Origin of the sequence: Paenibacillus sp. UNC499MF, assembly GCF_900107975.1 — a bacterium.
In the GTDB taxonomy this organism is placed as follows: domain Bacteria; phylum Bacillota; class Bacilli; order Paenibacillales; family NBRC-103111; genus Paenibacillus_F.
In genome coordinates this window covers 154,914-180,928 of the sequence record NZ_FNVF01000006.1, presented here as the reverse complement: position 1 = coordinate 180,928, position 26,015 = coordinate 154,914, and the positions used below count along the sequence as shown (strand labels likewise).

Sequence of the window (26,015 nt, the reverse complement as noted above, 5' to 3'; positions counted from 1 at the left end):
ACACATTCGTTTACAAGGAGAAGTGCCATAACGAAACACACTGGAGGTTTTTAACGATGAGTAATTACGTCCCTTACGTCGTGGAGCAAACGAGTCGCGGTGAGAGATCCTATGATATTTATTCACGCCTGCTGAAAGACCGCATCGTGTTTCTGGGAGCGGCAATCGATGATCAGGTAGCTAACAGCATTATCGCCCAGCTTCTATTTCTCGAAGCCGAAGATCCGCAAAAGGAAATCAGCTTATACATTAACAGTCCCGGGGGTTCAACGTCGGCCGGATTTGCCATTTACGATGCAATGCAGCTCGTCAAGCCTCCTGTGCATACGATATGTACGGGGTTTGCCGCTTCTTTTGCCGCTATTCTTTTATTGGCCGGAGAGAAAGGCAAACGATTCGCGCTGCCAAACAGCGAGATCATGATTCATCAGCCTCACGGCGGTGTTCAAGGCCAGGCAAGCGATATCGCCATCAGCGCCAAAAGGATACTCGGCATACGGGAAAGATTGAACCGGATCACTTCGGAACGCACCGGACAGCCCGTCGATAAAGTCGACCGGGACATGGACAGGGACTATTTCATGTCAGCCGAAGAAGCGAAGGAATACGGGATTATCGATCAGGTTGTGACGACAATTTCTTAACGAAAATTTGTTTCTAAGCTCTGCTTCTATGTTGTCTTTAAGCACAGGTTCTGTATGAGATAAGAGCCTGTGCTCCCCTTATTCTGCATCTCACCTACAGGACCGGCATTTCGGCGGACACTATTTTTACATAGACTCCGTTTTCGGATTTCCTGCGTGCTTGTTCCCCCCATTTCTTCACATTCTCCGATATTTCGGATGCTTTCATTAACGTATTCCCCCATACTACGTCCGGGTCGATTAACCTGATTTTATTAACCATGTGCAAGTCGTAATCGTTCACGTCTTCTTTTACACGTACATTACGATGAAGATGATTCAGTAGCCGCTTTATATCCGGCTCATCGGCTGCATGCAGCAAATTCAGAACCTCCCCATCCGTCAGAAGCAGGCTGCTAAGGGTAATCACTTTTTGGGCCAACGCCGTTTTTAGCGTTTCCGTCAAAAAATGGCCGCTGTATGCGTTCAAAGGGTGCATAAAGAAATCGATCACTTCGCGATAGTAGGCTTTAACGAACCATTCGGCGGCCCCTACTCGGGTGAGCACCATTTTTCCGTCAACTGCAATTAAGCTATCCAAAAACAATTCTATTTCTTCCGTCGTAACCTTTTCCTCATGAAACTGATCCCGCAGCGTATAGTCGATCCGGTCTGCACACAACGCGGGGGCAGGCTGTTCAAGAAGCGTCCATTGCGATTCTTCCAGGAGCACGTTCCTGTACCTATAACCGTATTTCTTCAAAAGTTGAGGAATTTCGGATTCTTCGATCGTCTGCTTATATATTTTCTCGTGGTAGTTTTCTTCCCTATTTTCCAATACATAGTCGATCACGTGCGAAAATGCCGTATGGGACACATCGTGAAGCAGACCGGCAATCTGCTCTTCCAGTGAACCTCCAAGCCGCCGTATTAAAAGCATGACTCCAACAGAATGCTCGTACCTCGTCACATTCCATTTTTCGTTCACCAGATAGCTCGAACCGCCTTGATAAACACCTTTTAACCGTTGTACGGGATTACTGTGAATAAGTTCTTCCAGTAGCCCATCCACCACAAACTCTCCGTAAATAGGATCTGATATATGCAATCTGCACCTCCGGTAGAGCATACTCTTTACTATTATTTGAGCCTACCATAAGTCAGGTGACTTGTTAAAGGGTACAATTATGCATTGTTCCCGTGCATAAAAAACGACCTCCCGCTTTAACGCGAGAGACCGTTTTCCAACTAAAGACCGGCATAAGCCGCTGTTCTGTTATAGAAATTCTTTAGCAACCGCACCTTTACCGGCAAGGTCATCTTCCGTTTTTTCTTTGCCCGCAATTTCCGAAGGAATCTGGAATGTCCTAACCGCTTTTAACGCCAGCAGCAGAACTCCACATGCGACTATGACCAGGGCACTTATGAATAAAACACTTTCCAGCTCGAAACGCAAGGCAAGAATGCCCCCGATAAAAGCCCCAAGCGGTAATGCCGCGTTGGACAACGTATGAAGGAAAGCCATTACACGGCCCATCAACTCTGAAGGAGTGATAATCTGGATGAGCGAAGTCTGCAGCACGTTAATAATACCTGTAAATATGCCCATCAGAAGGATCGCGGAAAGCTTCATCCACAGCGCGGGAACGATCGCGAACAGATACAGCGAAGCCCCCATAAGCAGCCAGGATACAGCGATCATCAGTCCGTTTTTTCTAAGCACGTTAATCAAAGCGGACCCTACGAATATACCGACGAAGAAGGCAACATACAGCAGGCTGTAGTAAATCGGCGATCCGTATGAGACCGACATGGATGGAACGGTAATGATGAGAATCGACATGGAAAAGTTGGTTAGTGCAAAGAACGGCAGCATAATTCTGAGAAACGGGCTGCTCGCGACAAACCGGTAACCTTCTACAAGCTCGTTCGAGTACTCTCTGATCTTCAGCGGCCCCCTTGGTGCGCTTCCAGAGGTCTCCCCCGGCTCCATCTGCTTCTTAAGCTGCATATAGATAAGTCCCGAAAGAAAGAGCATTCCGCTAGCCAGATAAAATGTATTTTTCATGCCCAGAAGCAAAATTATAGAGGCTCCGACCAAGTATCCCGCCACGTTAATCAATTGATCCGTGGACGAGATCATAGCATTTGCTTTAACGATTCGGTCAGGTGACTTGATCAACTGTGGAAGCATCTTATTGTTGGCCGGATAGAATAACATGGAGAAGCAGGATGCAACGAACACAAGAACAAGTATCGCCAGCAAATTGGCGCCCCCGTCAGTGATTAGGAACGGCACCGCCAAAATTAACACGGCCTGAACAAATAAGGAGATGCTCGCCAGCAGCGACGGAGAATACCGGTCAACCAGCGGCCCCAGCAGAAAGCTAAAAATGGAAGCCGCCGAAATAGCGGTAAATGTAAAGCTGGTGAACGAAACGGAAGCCGTCGATTTCTGGACGAAATACAGCAAAACGATGGAATAAATGCTGTCCGCGATGTTGGCCGAGGTTCTGGACAAATAAAAGCGGACAAACAAACTGTTTTTAAATAAAGACATCATATTTCAACTCCTTACTGCTTGATGGTCTGGAAGGATGGAATCGCGGGCTCAAACATGCGGCTGATCGTTTCTTCGTCTTCCTCATAAGGCAGCAGGAGAGAAATATGCAAATGTTTGTCTGTATGCTGTACGGTAAAGTAAATGACAGGCCGAACTTCCGACGAAAAAATGTCCGGATCGTCCAACTCTTGGAGAAGCTCCCCTTCCTTACTTGTTTCCCCAAGATAATTCACGACGATCGGAAAATGTTGGAGACTATGCTGTAAATAATAGCCGGAAAGCGGGTACATCTCCGCCGTTTGCCGGTTATAAATCAAATTAAAAAAGTTCAGATTATGCGTCGAAGCCTTTTGGAGAAGATTTTGTACACCTTTCTCTTCTTCATCGAAAGTACCATCAAGCAGGATTGGAATTTGATCGATGAATTCGCCGACCGTGTCGTAATAATGGCTTCCCGCATAATTTCTGCCGTAATTCGTAAGCCAGACCGGCACTTCTTTTAAACCGAAATATCGAGAGAAAACCTGTTGCGCAAGGTCTAGAGCCGTTTGCCACATGAGCACAGATAGTTCCGCTTCCACGGCCTGTCCTTCAAAGTTCATCTCGTGCATAAACTTTGTCGCTTTGGAACGGTTTTTTCCCTGTAAGGCTTCACCGATCACCGACGTTTGCTTATGAAAAGCTTCAAGCCGGAACTGTTCGCTAATCGCGCTATCTCCGATATCAGCCGGACCATTCCGGACTTGACGAACATAACTGCGGTACGATTGCTTTGTCTTGTTTTGATCGGACTCTGAGCGTAGTTCATTATCCGCATTGTAAAACGCCAGCACGTCAGATCTCAGAATTTCGCTGCTCATGCCGTCAAAAATGATGTGCGAGCACGGCAGCAGCAGATAATGCTCCCGCAAGTTGAGCGAAATTAGAGCAAACCGGTATAGTGAGGCGCCGCTTTCCAGTTCATATGGGCTGTAATAAAGCTCCTTCATCAAACCTGACAAGATTTGCTGCTGCTCAGAAGGCGTGTATGCCGACAAATCAACAACGGGAAGAACGAATCCCTTAGTCTTTTCTTTCAGCTCCCACTCCCACGTTTTTCCTGCCGATACGAGCTGGCTTCTCAACAGATCATGCTTGCCGATCACACGATCCAGGGCTGCATTTAACTTCTGCATATCGAGTAATTCGTTAAAAGAAAGGAGTGTTCCCGATGCTTCGGGATAAGCCAAGTGATACTCCTGGATCGGCGCTAGTGGATACCGCTCTACAGTCGGCAGCTGTCTTAAGGCGGTTTCCCAAGCTTCATTGGCGGATAATATCCTTTTCAGAAGTTGTACCCGTTTATCTTGAAGGTCCGCTTCCGTAAAAGTATTCGCTTCTGGTGACAGTCTTTGTCCTGCCTCTCCTTTGTCCTTCGTTGCATTCTCATCCCCTTCCGCATGTTCAGGAGCATGTTCAGGAGCGTCCTCTGATACGATGAAATGAGGATGAAGATCCGTATGGAAGCCACGGCGGATAAATTCCTTAATCTCGGGAAGCCGTTTCTCATAATCATTGGCAAGCTCCAGTACCACCAACTGTTTGTCCTCGATCTTGTCAGTTTTTAACTTGAATCGGGAACCGAATTTTTCGTGTAGAAGCGTCTCTGCCTCCTCGATAGTCTTAACGCCGGTATTGTCCCCGGAATGGACTGAGTATTTATCGGAAAATTCCGGGCTCGCATCTTCAATCTCCTTTAAGGCAGGAAGAAGCTCCGAAAGGCCGCGAATCGTCTGGACCTGAAACAACTGGTGCATCCCTATTTCCAGACCCAGCTCCTGAGCTTTTGATATAAGCTGGATAGCTTTAAGGGAATGTCCACCGAGTTCAAAGAAATTATCGTCGAGTCCGACTCTTTCCACACCGAGCACGCTTTCCCATACACCTGTCAATAGCTTCTCCTTCGTATTTCTTGGAGGAGCATACGGCGATGAGGAAAGACTGTCCTGCTCCGGCTCCGGAAGTGCACGGCGGTCTATTTTGCCGTTTTTCGTAAGCGGCAGAGCCTGCAGGAACACATAGTTGGAAGGAAGCATATAATCGGGGATACGTCCGCTCAAGTACGCCTTCAACTCGGCTGGCGTGAGGTATTCGCTAGTTCCGATATATGCGCAAAGGTACTTCTGACCCTCTGCGGATTCCTTAACGGTGACGAACGCCTCTTGCACCGATTCGTGCCCAAGCAGGCAGGTCTCGATTTCACCCGGCTCGATCCGGTAGCCCCGGATTTTCACCTGCTGATCCATCCGACCTAAATATTCGATGCTGCCGTCCGGCAGCCAGCGTCCCAAATCCCCGGTCCTGTACATTGTTTCACCGGTCCGGAAAGGATTCGGAACGAATTTTTCTCGGGTCAGATCCTCGCGATTCAGATAGCCCCTGGCCAGACCGTCACCGCCGACGCAAATTTCTCCCTGAAGACCGACTGGCAGCAGCCTGTCCGACGCATCCACCACATAGACGGTTGAATTCGCGATTGGCCGGCCGATCGGAATGTTTGAGTATTCCCGGTCAATGGGGAAGCAGCAGGAGAACGTCGTATTTTCCGTCGGACCGTAGCCGTTTATTATCGTAAGCTGTGGACAAGCATCTCTCACGGTACCGATCATGGTCGGCGACAGCACATCCCCGCCTACGAGCAGATAACGAAGCGTTGCAAACAAAGCCGGATTCGTTAAAGCCAACTGGTTGAAAAGTGGCGAAGTCAACCACATCGTCGTAATTCTATACGTCCGCAAAGCTTCCTCCAGCTTTCCGGCATGAAGGAACACGGATTCCGGCACAATGCACAGCTGAAGCCCGTTAAGCAAAGCGCCCCAGATTTCAAACGTGCAGGCATCGAACACAAGCGCTCCCGTGAGCAGTATCCGGTCCGACGGTCCGAACGTGACAAAGTTGGTGTTTTTGACAAGGCGGACAACGCTTCGATGCTCAATCATCACCCCTTTGGGCTGCCCGGTCGAACCCGAAGTGTACATGACATAAGCGAGAGAATCCGCGTCCGCTGTTCCCGGTATATTGTTTTCTGAGCCGGTATACACGAAAGGGTCCCCTAAGCCTAACACGGTCCCTTTGAAGCCGCCCATAATGCTTTGGGCAGATTCCCGATCACCCGCAAGCATTATATTCGCCGCACTGTCTTCCAGCATGTATGCGATCCGGTCTTCCGGATACGAAGGATCGATAGGCAGGAAGGCACCGCCCGCTTTGAGAATGGCAAGTATCCCCACAATCATTTCGGGTGACCGTTCGGCCATAATTCCGACCAGCGTGTCCCGGCCGACACCGTTTTCCTTCAGCCTCCAGGCAAGCCTGTTGGCTTTCCGGTTAAGCTCGGCATAGGTGATCTCCTGATCTTCAAAAAGAACAGCCGCTTCATCGGGCCTCAGCGCTGCCTGTTCTTCAAACAATTCGTGTACGGCAGCGTTCCTCGGATACTCAGTCTTCGTCGCATTGAATTGTTCAAGAATCAAGCTCCGCTCACGGGCGGTTAATAAATCGATGTCCGACAGTTTCACCTCGGGACTCTTGGAAATTTGCTTCAATAGCTGTATGAAATGATCGGCAAATTTGCGTACCGTGTCTTCTTTATACAGTTTTGTCGCGTATTCCAAGCTGAAAGACAGACGAGGACCTTCCGGACTTCCCGTTTCCTGTGCGGTTAGAGTCAGATCGAACTTGGAAATTCCGCTGTGATGCTCAACCGGAGCAAAAGCGACGTCTCGTGTTTCCATTTCACGGGATTCCGTATTTTGCAAAACAAAAACGGTATCGAACAATGGGTTACGGCTGACATCCCGGCGCAGCTGAAGCTTCAAAATCAGGTCCTCCAGCGGTACCAGTTGATTTTCAAACGCCTGCAGGGCGTTCTGCTTCACCTCATCGAGGAAAGCCGCGAACGTTTTCGAACCTACCGGATAGTTACGCAGAGGAAGAGTGTTCACGAACATGCCCAGCACATCTTCCAAATCCGCATGAGGCCTTCCGGCAACGGGAGTTCCGATAATCAGATCATCCTGTCCGGAATACCGGGCAAGCAGCACGTTATAAGAGGCAAGCAGGATCATGAAAAGAGTCGCTCCATGACGCGAAACGATTTGATGCAGCTGCCATGTAAGCTCGTGATCCGCCTCGAAAGTGTAAACGGCTCCTTCAAAGCTCTGGAGCTGGGGACGCGCATAATCCAACGGCATGTTCAGAACGGGAATTTCACCGCTAAACGTATTGAGCCAAAAATTTTCCTGTCGGGCCACGGTGCCGTCCACCGATAACTGATTCTGCCACATCGTGTAATCTTTGTACTGGACGGAAAGCTCCCCTAGTTCCTCTCCTCGGTAGAGCCGTATAAACTCCTCTGTCATTTGTTCAAGAGAAGCTCCGTCTGTTATAAGATGATGCATATCGATCAAGAGCAAGTGACGCTCAGTTTCTGTCTTTACAAGACCCACACGCAGAAGAGGAGCCGATCCCAAGTCGAACGGACGGATAAAACCGTCTGCAATTGTCTCTATATACATTTCTCGTTGGTCGTCCGTCCAATCTGCGGACAATTCGGCAAGCTGCGTAACGTCTAACTGAAATGCGATTTGTGACGGATCATGAATGACCTGCACATATTCCTCGTGAATTCGGGTAAAAGAAGTGCGAAGCGCTTCGTGCCTGCCAATTAGTTTACGGAAAGCTTCATTGACCCGCTCCAGATTAAGCGATCCTTTTACCTCAAGAATCAAAGGAACATTGTAGGCTGTTGCGGCTCCCGAGATTTCCTGTACGACGAGCAGTCTGCGCTGGGCCGGGGATACCGGATACCAAGGTTTGTCGGGTGCCCTCTGGATCGGTTTAAATGCCGCCTCCGTTCCGGCACTTGCGTTGATTGCCGCTGCTTGTGCTTGAAGCGTTTGGGCTTCGAATATTTTTCGCAGAGAAAGCTCCACACCGAATTCCTTCGAGATTTTCGCGAGAAGAAGTGCCGCTTTCAGGGAATGCCCGCCCCGTTCGAAAAAATTATCGTGAAGGCTTACACGATCCGCGTTAAGCACCTCCTCCCACAGAGCAGCCAGACGCACTTCCGTCTCGGTTTGCGGTGCGGTATATTCATCGGAAGCACTGGATGCCGGATCGGGCGCTTGAAGCGCTTTTCTGTCGATCTTGCCGTTAGGCGTCAAGGGAAACTCCTTAAGCGGGATAAAATGCGCCGGCACCATGTAAGAGGGCAGACCCGACGCCATATGTTCGCGGAGCTCCGAGGCTGCCGGAGATTCCCCTTCGAAAGTGTAATAGGCGCACAACGTTTTTTCCGACGAGATTTCGTGAACGAGCACAATCGTCTCCCGGACACGGCCGTGCAGCAGCAAGCGTGTTTCGATTTCACCCAACTCGATCCGGTAGCCCCGGATTTTGACCTGATGATCGATACGGCCTAAATATTCCAAATTGCCGTCAGGCAGCCATCTGGCAAGATCTCCCGTACGGTACATTTTTCGTCCGGGTGCGAAAGGATTCGGTACGAATTTTTCCCCGGTGAGAGTTTCACGATGCAAATAGCCGCGCGATAAAGCTTCTCCGCCGATGCAAAGCTCCCCGGCCGTTCCTTGAGGCACAAGCTGCAAATCCGCATTTACAAGATAAATCTGCGTATTGTACAACGGCTTGCCGATCGGAATCGTCCGATGACTTTCCACGGCCGTCCCCCGCTTAGCTTCCCATACAGTCGCGCAAATCGTCGCTTCCGTAGGACCGTAAGCATTAAAATAATCCACATGCGGGCTCCATCTACGGACAAGCTCAGGTGAAGATTCGGAACCGCCCGTAATCAGTATCCGCAAGGACGGCAAACGTACCGGATCCAGATAAACAGCAAAAGTGGGCGGGAGCATGGCAAGCGTTATTCCGTTCTCCCGGACAAACGCTTCAAATAAATCCAGTTGAACCAGCTTCTCTTTCGAGGCCATGTACAGTCCACCGCCCATGAAGAGCGCCATATACATTTCCCAGACGGAAGCGTCGAACGAAAAACTGGCGAACTGCACTATGCGATCCTCGGGACTCAGTCCCAGTGTATCCTCGTAAAACAGCTTCATGTTGGCCATACCCCGGTGCTCAATCATGACGCCTTTAGGCTTGCCTGTCGTTCCCGATGTGTAGATCAAATAAGCGAGGTGATCTGATGTAACCGGCACACACGGATTTGTCTCATTTCCCGTATACCACTTCTCATCCTCCATAAAGACCGTATGCCCGGTAAATTCCGTACTGCCCATAAGATGCCGGTGCGTAAGCAAAATCCGGGTTCCGCTGTCCTCGAGCATATACGAAATTCTTTCCTGCGGGTATTCGGGATCAACCGGTAAATAGGCTCCACCCGCTTTTAGGATGGCAAGAATTCCGATCACCATTTCGGGAGAGCGTTCGGGCATAATGGCGACTACGGTATCCGGTCCCACACCCAGCTCCTGCAGAGCGGCGGCAAGCCGGTTGGAACGTGCATTCAGCTCGCTGTAAGTATACCGCCTGTCTTCAAATGAAACGGCGATATGGCCGGGATGTTTCTCCACCTGCTCCTCAAACAAGCCGTGTATCGTAGCCTGCCGGTCGTATGGTGCGGCCGTGTCGTTCAGTTCTTCGAGAAGCAGCCTTCTCTCTTCTGCGGACAACATACCGATTTGGGATAGCTGTAAGTCCTTATCTCCGGCAATTTCCCGGAGAATCTGCAAATAATGGCCGGCTAACCGCTCGACGGTCTGCTTTGCATACAACTTGGTCGCATACTCGAAAGTGAACGTCAGCTCCTCGCCCTCCTCCGCCAGAAGCGAAAGATCAAACTTAGATACCTTTGACTGCGCCTCATAAGGCTCCAGGAGCAGTCCGTCCATTTCCATAGACCGGGAAGCTTTATTCTGTAAAGTAAAAACCGTATCGAACAACGGATTACGGCTGACATCCCTGCGGAGACCAAGCTTTTCAAGCAGACTTTCGAGAGGATATTCCTCATGGTCAAAAGCCCCCAGAGTTCCTTCCTTAACTTCGTTCAAGAAAGAAAGGAACGTTTTGGATCCGGCAGGTGACTGGCGGATAGCCAGCGTATTCACAAACATTCCGATAAGCGGCTGAAGCTGAGTGTGAGTCCTGCCCCCGACCGGAGTTCCGATGATGATGTCTTCCTGGTCCGTATATTTATGAAGCAGAACGTAATAAGCCGCAAGCAGTACCATATAGAGCGTGGAACCCGATTCCGAGGCCAGACGGCGAAGCTTTTCCGCAAGCCCCCGCTCCGTTTGGAACTCGCAGCGTTCCCCTTCGAAGCTCTGCAACTGCGGTCTCGGATAATCGGCGGGCATGTTCAGGACGGGAATTTCGTCTTTAAACACGTTCAGCCAGTACTGCTCCTGTTTGAGGAACACGCCGTCACGAATCCTCTCCTGCTGCCAATTGGCGTATTCCTTGTAATGAACAGCCAGTTCAGGCAGACTTTCTCCACGATAAATCCGGTTAAATTCTTCTGCTAAAATTTGCAGCGACAGGCCGTCCGAGACAGCGTGATGCATATCCGTCATCAAAAGATGGCGCTCCGGAGCCAATCGGATCAAGGCCGCTCTGAACAGCGGTGCCCGGCTCACATCAAACGGCCGGACAAAAGAGGAAACGCATCTGTCGATGACGTTTCTCTCTTCTTCCACGTTTAAAACCGTTTCTTCGGAATAGTCCAGCTTAAAGACGATCTTGTCCGGTTCATGGATGATTTGTTCGTATTCTCCGTCCGTCTTCCGGAAAGAGGTTCGCAGCGTCTCATGCCTGGAAATCAGCGCCTGAAACGCTTTTTGAATCTTTTCGGCTTGTACCGATCCTGAAACAAGCAGGACGAAAGGCATATTGTAGGCGGCCGCCGTATCTCCGATTTCTTGGATCAGGAGCAATCTTTTCTGGCTGGCCGATACGGGATAAGCGTCCTTTTTTTCCAGAGGCCGCAGCCCGGCCGACGAGCCTGTCCCGACTCCCGCGGGACGGGACGCGGACAATCCTTCCTGAGCGAGCCTTGCTTCCAGAAGTTTGCGTTTTTCCGGCGATAGACTCGCTATTCGCTTTGATAAATCCACTTGGCGCACTCCCTCTCCTGGTCTTTACCGTCTGCACCGTTCACACCTGCTCCAGCGCTTCGATTTCCCGTAAGATTTCTTCCAGCCTGCGTAATTCTTCCAGCTCCAGCCGGATATGCTCCGCAATCTCCGCGATAGTCGGTTGCCGGAACAACTGACGCAGCTCCAGCTCGATTCCCCATTGTTCACGTACCCGGGCAACGAATAGAGACGCTTTGAGCGAGTGTCCGCCCAATTCGAAGAAATTATCGTTTACTCCCACTCGTTCAGCACCAAGAATATCGGCCCACATGACAGCTAGCTGCTCTTCGATCTCGTCTGACGGAGCAGCATAAACGGCTGCGGAAGTTTGCACGGCATCCAGGCCCAGCAGCGCTTTTCGGTCCGTTTTCCCGTTCGGCGTCAAAGGAAACTTCTCAAGCTGGGCGAATGCGGCCGGAATCATGTAATCCGGCAGACTTTGTCCGAGGAAGGTACGAATTTCCGCTGCCGGAATCTCCGTTTTTACAACAAGGTACCCCGTCAACGTATGTCCGCCTGCAGCGTCCTCCTTGGCCAGGACGACCGCTTCTTCGACAGCTTCATGACGAACGAGAGCACTCTCGATCTCGCCCAGTTCAATACGATATCCTCTGACCTTGACCTGGTGATCCAAACGTCCAAGGAACTCAAGACTGCCGTCCGGAAGCCACCGGGCAAGATCGCCTGTCTTGTACATCCGTCCTCCACCCTTGCCGAACGGGCAGGGAACAAATTTCTCGGCCGTCAGATCAGGCCTGTTCCAGTACCCGCGCGCCAGTCCTTCGCCTGCTATGCAGAGCTCGCCCGGGACTCCTGCAGGCTGCAGCCCGCCTCCGGCGTCGACGATGTAAATCTGCGTGTTTGCGATAGGTCTGCCGATATTGATGGAGTCGGCGTTTGTCAAATTCTGCACGGCAGACCACACTGTTGTTTCCGTCGGTCCGTACATGTTGAAAATGTTCAATTCCGGGAATTCCTGAAGCGAACGCAGAAGCGCAGCCGGCATAGCCTCGCCGCCGACGAGAATAGTACGGACATGCCGGAGGCTGGAAGCACCTTCCGGACTGCCAAGCAGCATTTGAAGGCGCGAAGGCGTGATTTGCAGCGTATCGATGCCCTGTCCGGCAATTAGGCCGCTGAGCGCTGCCGGTTCCGTCTGATGCAGCGTTTCCGCCAGTACGACGCTCATCCCGCAGGACAGCGGAAGCAGCGTTTCCAACACGAAGATATCGAAAGACACCGTCGTTAAAGCCAAAATTTTACGTCCTGGGACAAAATCGATTTTCTCCCGCATTCCGGTAAAAAAGTTGGAAACGGAACGGTGCTGGAGCATAACCCCCTTCGGATTTCCGGTCGAGCCCGACGTGTAAATGACGTAAGCAAGATGGCAAGGTTCACTGGTGATCCCCAGGTTGCCGCTCTCGCTTCCGTAAACTTCTTCCCTGTCAAGAGAGATAACGGTGTCCACATAACCCTGCAGATCTTTGGCCAGTGTGCCCTCGGTGAGAAGAACACGGGCTTGACTGTCTTCCAGCATGTAGGCAACACGAGCCGCCGGATAATCCGGGTCAATCGGCACATAGGCACCGCCCGCTTTCAATACGGCCAAAAGGCCGATCATCATGGACGGAGAGCGATCCGTTAGTAGCCCGACGAGCCGGTCGGGTCCGATCCCGTGGCTTTGTAACGTGCGCGCCAGCGAGTTTGCCTTTTCGTTCAGTTCCCGGTAACTGAATACCTGATCGCCGTACAACAAGGCGGGGGCGTCCGGAGTGAGGGCTGCCTGCTCTTCAAACTGTTGGTGGATCGTTTTGTCGTCGGCGAATGCTGCGGCCGTATTGTTAAAAGTCTCCACCAGCATGCGGTGTTCCCGTTCTTCCAGCATATCTATCTCGGACAGTTTGATGTCAGGATTGCGGACGGCCGCTTCCAATATGCGGAGATAATGGCCCGCAAGCCGCCGGATCGTTTCTTTTCTGAACAAGCTCGTTGCAAACTCTATCTGAAAATCGATGCCGCCGTTCTCGTTTTCTTCCGCTTGAAGGGTGAGATCCAGCTTGGATACGTCATGTCCGAAATCATAAGCCTGGAACAGTTCCCCCTGCTGGCCGATCTCTTCGATACCGAGATTTTGAAAAATAAGCATCGTGTCAAATAAGGGATTGCGGCTTAAATCACGTTTGAGTGACAACTTGTCCAAAATCGACTCAAGAGGTATCTCCTGGTTCTGAAACCCTCCAAGCGCCGTTTGCTTGACCTCTTCAAGCAGCCGGCTGAACGTTTTGTCCCCGGCAGGAAAGCTTCTCATCGGAAGGGTATTGACGAACATCCCGATAAGGGGCTGCAGATCCGCGTGCGTCCTGCCTGCGACTGGAGTTCCGACTATAACATCCTCTTGTCCCGTGTAGCGATGCAGCAGCGTATTGAATGAAGCGAGCAAAATCATATACAACGTCGCACCGGCACGGGATGCCGTTTGCTTAAGCGCCTCGACTTCGCCTGATCCGAGTGTGAAAATATATCGGTCTCCCTCGAAGCTCTGAAGCGGAGGCCGTGTAAAATCGTTCGGAAAGTTCAGGACAGGCAGCTCGCCGCTCAGCTTATCCGCCCAATAAGCTTCCTGGGCGTCCAAAACGCCACTTGCGTTTCGTTTTTGCTGCCAAACAGCGTAATCCTTGTATTGGATTTTGAGAGGGGGCAGCTCTTCTCCCGCATAAAGCCGGTTAAATTCATTCGCAATGACCGCCATGGAAACACCGTCGGCTATAATATGATGCATGTCGATTAAAAGTGCGGTGCCCCCGCAGGCTAAATCGGCCGCTCCCACCCGAATGAGCGGAACCTCCGCAAGGTTAAAGGGACGAATAAAGCCTTCGATAACCCGGTCTAGCGCCTCTTTCTCGGTCGGTGTAAGAAGGTCCTGCACGATAGCCGGTTCCTCAGGTTGGCTGCCGGTTCCGTACACACCCGCCTTATGAATCGTCGTCATTTCTACAGCGGATTTCAAAATATCCGCTAACCCTGACCCCGCCGGGAGTTCCCCGATTCCGCCTTTCTCCTCGGTCTGCGTGCTTTCGTCAAGATCGCTTAAAGATTCTTGGCCCACTACCGACAAAGTAATTTCTTCTATCTTGAAAGCAGCTTTCGGATGAATCCGTTGAACAACATCGGCTTCAATTCGTTCAAAGGAAGTACGGAGAGATTCGTGACGGGCGCTCATGTTCTCAAAAACGCTCTGCAGTCGTCCGCGTTCCAATGGAACCCGGCTGATAAGCACATGCGGGATATGGTAAGCGGTGCTCTCTTGTTCCAGCTGATCCAGAACCATTAATCTCTTTTGTGCCGATGTGACCGGATACACGGTTTGCGGTTCGGCAGGCTCGATAGCTTGGTGAGCCGAGAAGGCTTCTTTACGGATCGCTTCGGCCATCGAACGGATCGTAGGCGACTCGAACACTTGACGCAGCGGTAAATCGATTTGCAGCCGCTGATGTATTTTGGATACAAGCAAAGCCGCTTTCAGAGAGTGCCCGCCCCGGTCAAAAAACGAATCGCCGGCTCCGATGCGCTCCACTCCAAGCACATCCTGCCAGATGGCGGCAAGCACTTCCTCGGTCTCTCCTTCGGGCGCAATATATCCGTTTTCATCCCAAGCCTTGTCGGGCTCGGGAAGCGCCCTGCGATTCACTTTGCCATTGGATGTAAGAGGCATTTCCGGCAGGAATACGAAATAAGAAGGAATCATATACCCCGGAAGTTTTGCTGCAAGCGCCTCCCGCAGAAGATCCGTTTCCGGGGCAGGATCAGGGCCGCATACGAGATAGGCGCACAGCACCTTCTGTCCCTGGCTGTCGGTCCGGTCCATAACGAGCGCTTCTTTGACCATCGGATGCCCGAGCAAAGCCGCTTCGATCTCGCCAAGCTCAATCCGGTAGCCGCGGATTTTGACCTGGTGATCCAGACGTCCGAGATATTCGATATTGCCGTCCGGCAGCCAGCGTGCCAGATCACCCGTTTTGTAGATGCGTCCGGATGGGTCGAAATCAACTGACGCAAATTTTTCAGCCGTCAGCTCGGGCCGGTTCAAATATCCTCTGGCCAGACCCGTACCTGCGATACAAAGCTCACCCGCAACTCCCACAGGCTGAAGGCGGCCCGCATCATCCGTAATGTAGAGCCGGATGTTATCGATCGGTTTGCCGATCGGAACGCGGTCCAGCGCATTTTCTCCGAAGGAGCAGTCAAAATAGGAAACATCGATGGTCGCTTCCGTCGGTCCGTACAAATTGATCAGCCGTGAGCCGTTGGTCCGGTAAAAAAGCGAATTAAACCGGTTGGCCTGCTGAGGATTGAGCGCTTCGCCGCTGGCGAACACATAACGCAAGCTGGACAATGCACCCGGCTCTATCCGGCTCTCCGCATGATCGAGAAAAACGGACAACATGGAAGGCACAAAATGCATGGTCGTTACTTTGTACTTATCAATGGCTTTGGCAATCTGCGCCGGGTCTTTCTCCGCGCCCGGTTCCAGAAATACCACCTTCGCCCCGTAAGCTCCCCACCAGAACAGCTCCCAAACGGATACGTCAAAGCTGTACGGCGTTTTCTGTAAAATAACGTCTTTTTCGTCCAACGGATAACGTTTCTGCATCCAGTGAAGGCGGTTGATTAGGGCGTGGTGCTCGATCATGACCCCCTTCGGATTTCCGGTCGTGCCGGACGTATAGATAACATAAGCAAGCTGTTCCGGTCCCGATCCGCGAGACAGATTGCTTCCGTCGCCCGTCAGAAGGTTTTCCGCATCGAGCTTGACAGTCTCTATACCAGCCGGTGAGCGATCCGTCAGATGCTGCTGCGCAAGCACCAGAACAGCCCCGCTGTCGGCAAGCATATAATCGATTCTATCCTGCGGATGCGCGGGATCGATCGGCAGATAAGCCCCGCCAGCTTTTAAAATGGCCAGCAGCCCGATCATCATCTCGATAGACCGCTCACAAAGGATACCGACTACCTTATCCGGCTCTACACCCTTTAAGCGCAGCTGCCGGGCAAGACGATTGGCGCGCACGTTGAGTTCACGGTACGTAAGACGCTTCTCGCCGAAGATGACGGCGATTTTTTCCGGTGTCATGGCCGCCTGGAGTTCGAACCAGCCGTGCATCGTTTTTTCGGCGGGATAGGATGCGTCAGTGTCGTTAAAAGCGCGCAGCAGGCCGCGTTCTTCATCCGTGAGCAGCTCTATTGCCCCCAGCGTCATCTCAGGCGTTTCCGTGATCTGCCCCAGCACCTCGTAGAGATGCCCGGCAATCGCGCGGATTCCCGCCTGTTCAACACTCTCCGCATTGAAGCTGAATTTGATTTCGAGCTCGCGGCCCGGTATCACCGTCAGCGTAAGCTCGTAGTTCGTTTGTTCGAAGCCGTCCACTTCCGTGATCCGGAGGCTTTTTTGGCCTCGTTCTCCATCCGGACGCCGGCTTTCTCCGGCTTCATCCCCGTTTCCGATAAGTTCTTCGGATATGGGATAATTTTCGAACACAACAAGGTGCCGGATCAGATTATGTTTTAACGGAGACTGCGTCTGGATGTCCGCGAGCGAAAGATAAGAATACGCATTGGACTCCATCCAGCCGCTCTGCACACGGCTCAATAATGCGGCGAAACTTTCGTTCTTCTCTCCGCTGACCCGGAAAGGAATCGTATTGATGAACAGTCCTACCATGTTCTCAATACCTTTAATCTCTTCGGGCCTGCCCGAGACGACAGTGCCGAATACGACATCCGTGCTGTTGTTATAGGCTTGAAGAAGCACGCCCCAAACGGTCTGGAAAACGGTGCTTACTGTAACCTGGTGACGTTTTGCGATCAGTTCCATCTTTTGCGTAAGTGCGGCGTCGAGCTTCAATGAATGATGTTCGAGCCGGAAAGCGGATCTCCCGTTAGTCCGGCTGAATCCCGGAACCGCCGTTTCGTTTTCCAGTCCGTCCAGATACTTGTTCCAGTAAGCCGAGGCTTCTTCCCGGTTCTGATTTTCCAGCCATTGAATGAAGCTGCTGAACGGGTACACCGGTTCCAGATTGGCGCGGGTTCCGTCCCTAAGCGACGTGTAGAGACCGAAAAAGTCGTTGGCCACGATGCCGAGGCACCAGCCGTCCATTACGATATGCGGAAAACTCCATACCAGTTTGCATGTGTTTTCGCTCCATTTGAACAAAGCCAGACGAAGGGGCACATCCTTTTCCAGATCAAAAACGTTCGTCCTGTCAGTTCCGGTAAACTTTTCAAGCGCATCCGTCTTAAGAGCCTCGCTCAGGCCGGAAACGTCCTCCGTGTAGACCGCAGGCGCCTCCCTTTCCTGAAGCACGACTTGAAGGGGCCGCTCCGTTTCTTTATATACGAACACCGTGCGGAAAATATCGTATCTCTCTATAAGCAGCTGCAGGCTGCGCTGAACCAGCTCACGATCCAATACTTCTCCGACGGTAATGATATTTTGCTGAAAATAAGCTTGTGAATCCCGATCCAGCATGGAATGATACAGCATGCCTTCCTGCATCGGGGACAGCGGATAAATATCCTTAATCTTCACTTGAGACACAATTTCACTCTCCTTAAAACTTCCGGCCGTCCCGCAGGACAGCCCGGAAGCATATGTCCGCCTTAAGCGGTGAAACAGGGAGGACCAAACGTTTTTATAGTTTAAGCTTGCCGGCCAGTTGGGCCGCCATATTCTCGAACTGTCCGATGGACAGGTTCTGGTAAGTGAAGTCGGTCGGACTCTGCTCGGCGGTCTCTTTCCCGCAGCAGTGGCGAATCAGTTCCAGAAGGTGGCTCTTGAATCCGTCGGCCAGCTTTTCGACCGTTTCGGCCCGGTACTGATGACGGTTATAGTTAAAGGTTAGACGTAGGACTCCGTCCGAGACCTGCCCGTTGATATCAAACGCGAACGTTCTCTCGCTGCCGCCGCTGATTTCGTTGCCCGACGGGAAGGTAGACTGATCGAATCGTGCTCCGCCGTCATTGTCTCCGTCAAATTGCCCCAAATAATTGAAACTGATCTGAGGTTCTTCAAAAGCGAAAGGAAGCTCTCCGTGATCGATCTCTTCGGTCAAATAGCGGAGGATGCCGTAGCCGATTCCTTTGTTCGGAACACGGCGCAGCCCGTCTTTTACCAGCTTAATTTGATGCCCCATATCATCGGGACTGCTCACATCAAGCACGAACGGATACATGACGGTAAACCAGCCGACGGTACGGGATACATCCACATCCTTTAGAATTTCTTCGCGCCCGTGACCCTCGATGCTGACGGCAATTCGGGATAGTCCGCTCCATTCGCGGAAGGACAGCCCCAAAGCCGTAAGAAGCAGATCGTTGATTTCGGTGTTGTAAGCTTGCTGCGCGTGTTTCAGCAGCTTTTCCGTGTTGTCGCGGTCTAGTTCGATCTCAATGTCCCTGCCGTCTTCGACTTTATCCGATACTGCCTCATAATCGGATGGGAGCGAATCGGGCATTTGAGAACGAATAGCCGACCAATAGCTTAGTTCCGTTTGAGCGCGGCTGCTGTTCGCATATTCCGTCAGCCGAGAAGCCCATTCTCGGTAGGAATCGGTTTTGGCCGGAAGAGAAACGGTACGGCCATCCAATGCTATTGCGTACGCATCCTCCAGATCTTCCATCAGGATTCTCCAGGAAACTCCGTCCACAACCAAATGATGGATCACAATCAGCAAATGATCGTTTTCCGCGGTGCGGAACAGAGCAAGCTTCATAAGCGGACCGTGGTCCAGCGCGAATCCGCTTTGCAGGCTGTCTGCAATCGGACCGATTTCCAGAGCAGGTTCCGGCGCGAGAGTCAGATCATAGGCGTGCAGCTCGTACACCTCTCCCTCTTTCCAGTCCCGCGTTTCAGCTGTAACGCCGCCATCCTGCGACTGGCGAAATACGGTGCGGAGCGCATCGTGATGCAGCGTCAATTTATCCAAAACTCGGCGGAGCAGGTCTTCTTTCAAACGCTCTTTGCTTTTCAGCATAACGGCCTGGTTGTAGTGATGGAGGTCCGTTTGGTGACGTTCGAAAAATCTCCGCTGAATAGGAGCAAGCTCCGTCTTTCCTTGGACTATTCCTTGGTGAATGGTCCGCTGTACAGCCTGGATATAAGGAACCACCTGCTCGATCTGCGGGTGACGGAACAAATCCCGCAGCTCCATTTTGAGCCCTCTGGCGTTCAATCGCGCGGCAATCTGCAAGGCTTTGATCGAATCGCCGCCCAGCTCGAAGAAGTTGTCGCGTATGCCGATTTTTTTGATTCCAAGCACGTCCTGCCATATCTCGGCCAGCGTATGTTCCATTTCCGTTTCCGGCTGAACGTAATCGGCCGTCATCCTTACCGAACCGTCCGGTTCAGGGAGGGCTCTGCGGTTGATTTTGCCGTTGCTTGTGAGCGGCATCGCATCCAGGAAAACGAATTGGGCGGGAATCATATAATCCGGTAGTCTTTCGGCAAGCCCGACGCGAAGCTCGGAAACCGTCAGTTCCGCACCGTCCGTGCATACCAGATACGCGCACAAATATTTCTGTCCGTTTGCGTCTGTCCGGTCCAATACAATCGTTTCTTTAATTTCATCCCTGTTCAAAAGTCTTGCTTCGATTTCTCCCAACTCAATCCGGTAGCCGCGGATTTTGACCTGATGATCGATCCGGCCGATATATTCCACACTGCCGTCAGGCAGCCAGCGGGCCAGATCGCCCGTTTTGTACATCTTCGCCTCAGGACGGTGCGGAATCGGCACGAACTTCTCCGCCGTCAGCTCGGGACGGTTCAAGTAGCCCCTTGCCAACCCCGTACCGGCGAGACAAAGTTCACCCGGTACGCCCACAGGCTGGATTCGGTGTTTGGCGTCAACAATGAACAGCTCCGTGTTGTCGATAGGTTTGCCGATCGGCACCTGCTCCAGCAGCTGACCCGGCGGGCAGTCGAAATACGTCACATCGATGGTCGCTTCGGTTGGACCGTACAAATTGGCCAATATGACTCCGCCAGGTGTGCCGATCAGCCGGTCGAAACGGTTGGCGTGCTGGGCCTGAAGCGCCTCCCCGCTGGCAAAAACATAACGGAGCGAGTCTAAATCTTCCTCCTGCCCGTTTTGCTCGATATGATCCAGGAAGACGGACAGCATGGAAGGGACGAAATGCAGGGTAGTCACACGGCTTCGTTTGATTTCTTCCACAATAAGACGAGGTTCCTTCTCACCGCCGGGAGCCAGGAATACGACACGCGCGCCCTGGGTTCCCCACCAGAACAGCTCCCATACGGATACGTCAAAGCTGTACGGCGTTTTTTGCAAAATAACATCGTCACGGCCGATCGGATATCTTTTCTGCATCCAGTGAATGCGGTTCACCAGCGCCCGGTGCTCGATCATGACGCCTTTCGGATTACCCGTCGTACCCGAGGTGTAAATGACATAAGCCAGATTTCCGGGTCCTGCCGCCCCTTCGGGAGACAGCGCACTGAAATCTTCGTGATAAGACTTTTCCTCATCCAGCAGGATGCATTCATACCCGGCGGGCAGCTGCCCGGCCCATTTCGATGCGGTCAGCACGGTACGCGCTCCGCTGTCTTCCAGCATAAAGCCGACCCGGTCACGTGGATGTGCGGGATCGATCGGGAGATACGCGCTGCCGGCTTTAAGAATGGCAAGAAGACCAATCATCATTTCGGCCGATCTCTCGGTCAAAATGGCAATGACCCCGTCCGGGCGCGCACCTTTGGCGCGCAGAGTGCGGGCGAGCCGGTTCGCACGCTCGTCCAGTTCCCCGTACGTGAGCCGGTTGTCGCCGAAAACGACGGCAATCCGGTCCGGATCCTCCGCGGCCTGCTCTTCGATCCAACCATGGATCGTTTTGTTCTCCGGGAACGCCGCCTTCGTATCGTTAAACTGACTGATAATGGTATGCCTTTCCTCTTCGGTCAGCAGCTCGATATCCGCCAGATTCACGTCCGGATTGCGGACGACAGCTTCAAGAATGTTAAGGAAATGACGGCTCAGCTTTTCAATCGTATCCCTTTTAAAAAGCTTGATTGCATATTCAAACGACAAGCCGAGCCTGTCGGGGAATTCCTCGACACTTAATGTCAGATCGAATTTCGCGATTCCCATCTCGAACTCGACCGGCCGGAACGTAACCTCGTTGAACCGGAACTGGTTCATACCGGTGTTCTGGAGCACGAACATCACATCGAACAGCGGGTTGCGGCTCACATCACGGCGAAGCTGCAGACGCTCGACAACTTCCTCAAACGGGATATCCTGATTTTCGTAAGCATGCAGCGCTCCGTCTTTGACTTCCTTCAGAAAGTTGCTAAAAGACTTATCTGCGGAGGGAAAATTCCGCATCGGCAGCGTATTGACGAACATTCCCATCATCGTTTCCAAATCGGGGTGCGGACGGCCCGCCACCGGTGACCCCACGACTATGTCTTCCTGCCCGGTATATCTGTGAAGAAGAGTGTTGAAGGCAGCAAGGAGCACCATATATAAGGTCGTCCCTGTCCGGGCGCACATACGATGCAGCTCTGCGGTCAGTTCACTGCCGATTTCATAAGTCAGACTGTCGCCTTCAAAGCTCTTGATTGCCGGACGGATATAATCTGCCGGCATATCCAGAACCGGCACGTCTTCACCGCCGCCGAAAAGGTCTTTCCAGTACCCGGCTTGTTTTTCCGCCGCTCCTCCGGTGATTTGCCCGTTCTGCCACGAAGCAAAATCTTTATACTGGATGCGGAGCGGAGGGAGCGTTTCACCCGCGTATAGACGGCTGAACTCCTCGACGAACACCTCGATCGAAATACCGTCGGTAATGATGTGGTGCATGTCGGCCAGAAGCAAATGCCTTCCTTCTTCCAGCTTGATCAGCTCCGCACGAAGAAGAGGTGCTTCTTCCAGATTGAACGGGCGGATAAAAGGACGGATAAGGGATTCCAGCACGGAATCCGGCTGATTTGCCCCGTCTTGCGATCCGTCCGTGACGGCATCGGCTTCTGCCATATGGCTGCCCGCCGAGGCCGTGGCGGCTTCAGCTCGGGCTTCATGATGCCCGTTCGAGTCCAGCTCGCGGTACGAGACCCGGAAATCCAGCGCTTCCGGTTGATGGATGCGCTGCACGGGCTCCCCGTCGATCACGGCAAAAGACGTGCGGAGAGATTCGTGACGAACGACCATGGTCCGGAACGCCTCTTCCAGCCGCTCTCTGTCCAGCGGTCCTGTCATTTCCAGCGCGGCACACATGTTATAAGCGCTCTCGGCGTCTCCCAGACGGTCGATGATGAGGAGCCTTTTCTGGGCGGGCGATACAGGATGACAATCCTTCTCGCCGACGGGTTCTATGTCCGCATAGGCGCTTTCCTCCGCCCCGGCGATAAGCGGAGCCAGTCCGCGTACGGTCGGATGGGCGAAAACTTCCCGCAGCGGCACCTCGACGCTGAACTGCTTCGCTATGCGGCCGATGAGCAGCACCGCCTTGAGGGAGTGCCCGCCAAGCTCAAAAAACGAGTCGTCGATGCCGACGGTTTTGACGCCGAGCACTTCCTGCCACAGCTCCGCGAGCTGCGCTTCCGTTAGAGTGCGCGGTGCCGCATAAGCCGACACGGGTGCCGGATCGCCGCTTGGCGCAGGCAAAGCCTTGCGGTCAATCTTGCCGTTAGGCGTAAGCGGAAGACTGTCCAGCCGCACGATGTGGGCCGGGACCATGTAGCCCGGCAGTTCGGCGGCGAGCTTCTTCCGCAGCCATGCCTCATCGGCATCGCCGGCAACATACGCGCACAAATATTTGTGCCCGCTGGAATCCGTGCGGTCGGTGACAACGGCCTGCACGACTCCTTCGAGCTTCAGCAGGGCCGATTCTATTTCGCCGGGTTCGATCCGGTATCCCCGGATTTTGACCTGGTAGTCGATCCTTCCGATAAAATCCACACTTCCGTTCTGCATCCAGCGGGCCAAATCTCCCGTCCGGTACAACCTTCCGCCTCCCGCAAACGGGCTGGGGACAAACTTCTCCGCCGTCAGCTCAGGCCGGTTGAGATAGCCGCGCGCCACGGAATCTCCGCCGATGCAGAGCTCGCCCGCCACACCCGCCGGGACAGGCCGAAGCGCGGAATCCACGATGTAGAAGCGGTGATTGCCTAGCGGTCTGCCGATAGGAACGTTGCCGGATTCCGGCAGCTTGTCCGCAGCTTCCTCGTAAAAACTGGAATCGATGGCCGCTTCCGTCACACCGTAGCTGTTCATGATCCGCGTGCTTCCCGCAAAACGCTCCAACAGCGTCCCGTAATCGTGCACGCTGCAGCTGTCCGAGCTCGTAATCAGCAGCTTCAAGGCGCTGATATCCGTCCCCTGCTCATGCACGTGCTCCATAAGCGGCAAAATAAGGGCCGGGGTAGATTCAAACACCGTAATCCGATGATTTTCCAGATAGCCTGCCAGCGCGGAAGGATCGATCCGCACCTCCTGGGGACAAATAACCATCGTCCCCCCGTTCACGAATGTCCGTGCGAGATCGCCCGCAAATACGTCGAATGAAAAACTCGCGATTTGCAGAAGTTTCACATCGAATTCGCGCAGCCGGTACCCGTACCGGTATCCGAACGCAGTATTCACATAATGCCGGTGCTCAATCATCACGCCTTTGGCATTGCCCGTCGTTCCCGACGTGTAGATCACATAAGCAAGGTCATCCGGTTTATTGACCGTCTCAAGATTGCTTACCGCTTCCTCCGGGTTCAGTCCGGAAAACCAGTTCGTCCCCTCGCCTGAACCCGTAAATTCTCCCGCGCCGGGCTTCAATGCTTTTATGAAGCCATTCTTTTCCGCAGCTTCCAGAAGACTCTGTATATCGAGAACTCTTCCGGGATAATCCGCTCCGTGGAGCAGACCGGTCAGCGCTGCCTGAGTAAGCAGAACACGCGCACCACTGTCGCGGAGCATGTAGGCGATACGCTCTTCCGGATAAGTCGGATCGATCGGAATATAAGCCCCGCCCGCTTTTTGAATGGCGAGTACCGCCGTAACCATATCCGCCGAACGCTCCAGCAGAACGGCCGCCAAGCTGTCCGGCTTCACGCCCTGCCTTCTGAGAACGTGTGCGAGCACGTTAGCGCGCTCGTTTAATTCCCGGTAGGTGAGCGATGTCTCTTCGTATACGACTGCCGTTTTGTCTGGTGTCTGTGCCGCCTGCGCCTCGAAAAGCTCATGAAACGTACCTACCGGATAAGAGGCGGAGAAACCGCTCCAAACTTCCGTAAGCTCTTGGCGCTCCGGCTCCGATAAAAGAGTGAATTCGGACACGCGTTTTTCCGACTGGCTGGAAGCTTGGCCCAGAACCGTTTCCAAATGTCCTTGAATCCTCAAAATTTCCACTTCGCCGTATGTGTATCCGTTATAAGAAAGCGTGACGTTTAAAACATCTCCGTCTTCTACCTCGATATTGAAGTCATAAGGAGTCTGCTCGGCCAAATCCGCTTCCGTAATGGCGAATCCGAGCCGTTTTTCCAAATCTCCCTGCCCGATCAGCTCCTGAAGCGGATAATTTTCAAACACGACGATATGTCCGATAAGTTCCTGCTTCAAGGCCGATTGAGCCTGGATTTCCGCCAGTGAGTAATAGTCGTAACCGCGTGACTGCACCGTCTGCCGCTGAACTTCTTTCACCAACCCGGTAAACGTGCTGTCCGGCAGCAGCGGAATCCGCACGGGGACCGTATTAATGAACAAGCCCACCATCCGCTCGATGCCTTCAATCTCCGGCGGTCTTCCCGATACGACAGTGCCGAAAACGACATCTTCGCTCCGGTTATAGCGTCCGAGAATCAGCGACCACGCAGCCAGAAACAAGCTGCTGACCGTCGCCCCGCTGCTTTCCGCAATGCTGCGGAGCTGGCGGGCCGTATCCGCTCCGACGGTAAACTTCCGCTCCGAGAGCAGATAGCCTCTGCCGGCCGGTGTCACGGAATTACCAGGCAATCCGGACGGTTCTTCCAAGCCTTCCAGAAGCCCTCTCCAGTAATCCGACGCGGCCGCCTGATCCTGTTTTTGCAGCCATTGCACATAGCTGCTGTAGGGCCGGACCTCGGAAAGAGTTGCCTCCCTGCCGTTTCTTTCGGCTTCGTAGTAATTCAGAAGCTCTTCGAGCACGATGCCAATGCACCAGCCGTCCATAATAATATGGTGAAACGTGAAAAGCAGCGTGTATTCCTGCGAGCCGGTCCGAAGGACGGTTAACCGCACCAGCAGTTCTTTGCTTATGTCAAAAGGACGGTTTTTATCGGCTTGGATAAACGATTCAAGCTTCGCGTCCCGCTCACCATCCCGTAACCCGGCCAAATCCTCGAATACGACGGAAGCTTCCCGGTCTTTGAATACGATTTGCCGGGGTTTCGCGACATTTTTGTGATACATATTCGAACGGAGCGGTTCATGCCGCTTTACAAGAAGGCCAAAACTCCTTTCCAGCGCCTGCACATCCAGATCCCCGCGTATGGACAGCCGCACCTGCTCCAGGTAGGCATGCGACTCGGGATTCATCAGCGCATGAAACAGCATACCTTCCTGTAAAGGTGTCAAATGGGACATTTTCTCAATTTCCAGCCCTTTACTCATCCGTAATTCCCCCTCTGCAACC

General features: G+C 52.7%; 6 protein-coding genes. 1 reads left to right on the top strand and 5 read right to left on the bottom strand.

Annotated elements, in window-relative coordinates:
- The first annotated feature begins 56 nt into the window (after window positions 1-56).
- A complete protein-coding gene (gene clpP / locus C4S74_RS14960) occupies window positions 57-644 on the top strand; it encodes an ATP-dependent Clp endopeptidase proteolytic subunit ClpP (protein WP_103996095.1) in 588 nt (195 codons plus the stop codon).
- A gap of 94 nt (window positions 645-738) precedes the next feature.
- Here clpP and C4S74_RS14955 read toward each other — a convergent pair whose 3' ends face one another.
- From C4S74_RS14955 to C4S74_RS14935, 5 genes are all read right to left on the bottom strand, one after another.
- Complete coding sequence (locus C4S74_RS14955; RefSeq protein ID WP_103996094.1) at window positions 739-1,731, bottom strand: HD domain-containing protein; 993 nt, start codon at window positions 1,729-1,731, stop codon at window positions 739-741.
- Between the two features lie 168 nt (window positions 1,732-1,899).
- Window positions 1,900-3,183, bottom strand: a complete 1,284-nt coding sequence (locus tag C4S74_RS14950; RefSeq protein WP_103996253.1) for an MFS transporter — start codon at window positions 3,181-3,183, stop codon at window positions 1,900-1,902.
- Between the two features lie 14 nt (window positions 3,184-3,197).
- Complete coding sequence (locus tag C4S74_RS14945; RefSeq protein ID WP_258042492.1) at window positions 3,198-11,318, bottom strand: non-ribosomal peptide synthetase; 8,121 nt, start codon at window positions 11,316-11,318, stop codon at window positions 3,198-3,200.
- Between the two features lie 40 nt (window positions 11,319-11,358).
- Window positions 11,359-17,934 (bottom strand): non-ribosomal peptide synthetase, encoded by a 6,576-nt coding sequence (locus C4S74_RS14940; protein ID WP_103996092.1) that lies wholly within the window; start codon window positions 17,932-17,934, stop codon window positions 11,359-11,361.
- A 94-nt stretch (window positions 17,935-18,028) separates the two neighbouring features.
- A complete protein-coding gene (locus tag C4S74_RS14935) occupies window positions 18,029-25,993 on the bottom strand; it encodes a non-ribosomal peptide synthetase (protein WP_103996091.1) in 7,965 nt (2,654 codons plus the stop codon).
- Window positions 25,994-26,015 lie beyond the last annotated feature (22 nt).

What these genes read in the sequence shown, in the direction of transcription:
- C4S74_RS14950 (WP_103996253.1), bottom strand. Translation starts at nt 3,183, where the DNA reads ATGTCTTTATTTAAAAACAGTTTGTTTGTCCGCTTTTATTTGTCCAGA.
- clpP (WP_103996095.1), top strand. Translation starts at nt 57, where the DNA reads ATGAGTAATTACGTCCCTTACGTCGTGGAGCAAACGAGTCGCGGTGAG.
- C4S74_RS14935 (WP_103996091.1), bottom strand. Translation starts at nt 25,993, where the DNA reads ATGAGTAAAGGGCTGGAAATTGAGAAAATGTCCCATTTGACACCTTTA.